Genomic DNA, 1,660 nt, shown 5'->3' with positions numbered 1-1,660 from the left:
ACACCCCCAGCCAACCAGACCCCCCGATCACCAGTCGAAAACAGCTGACCGCCCTACACCCTCAATTGCGAAGAGCCGATAAACACCCCGTCCTGCGGTATGTCCGCGGCCGACAAAATTCTCGCTTTGTGCAACCGATGAGCAGTCTGGTGGCGGCCCCGCTCGGTAAATGCCGGTCTCACCTCATTGACATGAATTACCCTGTGCCAGTGGTGCTGGCTCCGCGTACCCGATACGCCCGCTGCGGTGATATGGATATCGCCTATCAGGTACTCGGTGATGGTCCGCGGGATCTGCTGGTACTGCCCGGCCCATTCGTTCCGATCGACTCGATCGACGACGAGCCGGCTCTGTACCGCTTCCACCGACGCCTGGCTTCATTCGCCCGGATAATCCGGTTCGATCTCCGCGGCGTCGGTCTCTCATCGCGGACGCCCGCCCTCGACATGCTGGGGCCGAAGAAGTGGGCCGAAGACGCGATTGCGGTGATGGACGCGGTGGGGTGCGAACAGGCCACCGTCTTTGCGCCGAATTTCCATGCGATGACCGGTCTGGTTCTCGCGGCGGACTATCCGGAGCGGGTGCGCAACCTGGTCGTCGTCAGCGGCACGGCCCGCGCGTTGCGGGCACCGGACTATCGCGTCGGCGCCGAACCCAGGCTGCTTGATCCGTATCTGACCGTCGCGCTCGAGCATGACGCCGTCGAGCAGGGATTCGACGTGTTGCGCATCGTTGCGCCGTCGGTGGCCGGTGATGACGCGTTCCGGGCCTGGTGGGATCTGGCCGGCAATCGGGCAGGACCTCCGAGTATGGCCAGAGCGGTCGCAAAAGCGTTGGCGGAGGCTGACGTTCGCGAAGCTCTTGCTCGGATCGGTGCCCCGACGCTGGTGTTGCACCGGGTGGGTGCGACCTTCATCCCGATCGGGCAGGGCCGCTACGTCGCCGAACACATCGCCGGGTCCCGCTTCATCGAGCTGCCCGGCGCTGACGTCCTGTACTGGGTGGGCGACGCCGGGCCGATGCTCGACGAGATCGAGGAGTTCGTGACCGGCGTGCGGGGCGGCGCCGAATCCGAGCGGGTGCTGGCGACAATTATGTTCACCGACATCGTCGGCTCGACGCAGCGTGCGGCTGAACTCGGCGACCACCGCTGGCGCGACCTGCTCGACAATCACGACCAGGTGGCCCGCCATGAGATCCAGCGATTCGGCGGCCGTGAGGTCAACACCGCCGGCGACGGGTTCGTGGTGACTTTCAGCAGTCCCAGCGCCGCTCTGGCTTGTGCGGACGCGATTGTGGACTCGGTTCGCGTGCTCGGCATCGACGTGCGTGTGGGCATTCATGCCGGGGAGGTGGAAGTGCGCGGCACCGATGTCGCCGGCATGGCCGTGCATATCGCCGCGCGGGTGTCGGCGCTGGCGGGAGCTGGTGAGGTGTTGGTGTCCTCGACGCTGCGCGACATCGTGACCGGATCGCGGCATGGCTTTGTCGAGCGCGGTGAGCACGAACTCAAGGGAGTGCCGGGGGTGTGGCGGATGTATGCGCTGGTCAGGGGCGGATCGGCAAACTGAGCGGTCAGACGATCGATCCCGATTTGCCGTCTGCTCCCGGCAAACCACCGCCGGGCCCACCCGCCCCACCGTCACCGCCCGCGCCAGGG

At 66.2% G+C, this 1,660-nt stretch carries 1 protein-coding gene; it reads left to right on the top strand.

The features are described 5' to 3' along the window. Positions 1–191: 191 nt before the first annotated feature. Positions 192–1,571 carry an adenylate/guanylate cyclase domain-containing protein gene (locus AO501_RS14495; protein WP_156452559.1) on the top strand — a complete coding sequence of 460 codons (1,380 nt, stop codon included), beginning with the start codon at positions 192–194 and terminating at the stop codon, positions 1,569–1,571. The last annotated feature ends 89 nt before the right edge of the window (positions 1,572–1,660 follow it).

Origin of the sequence: Mycobacterium gordonae (assembly GCF_001417955.2) — a bacterium.
Classification (GTDB): domain Bacteria; phylum Actinomycetota; class Actinomycetes; order Mycobacteriales; family Mycobacteriaceae; genus Mycobacterium; species Mycobacterium gordonae_B.
The sequence above is the reverse complement of the archived record's forward strand: the minus strand, read 5'-3'. Positions and strand labels throughout refer to the sequence as shown.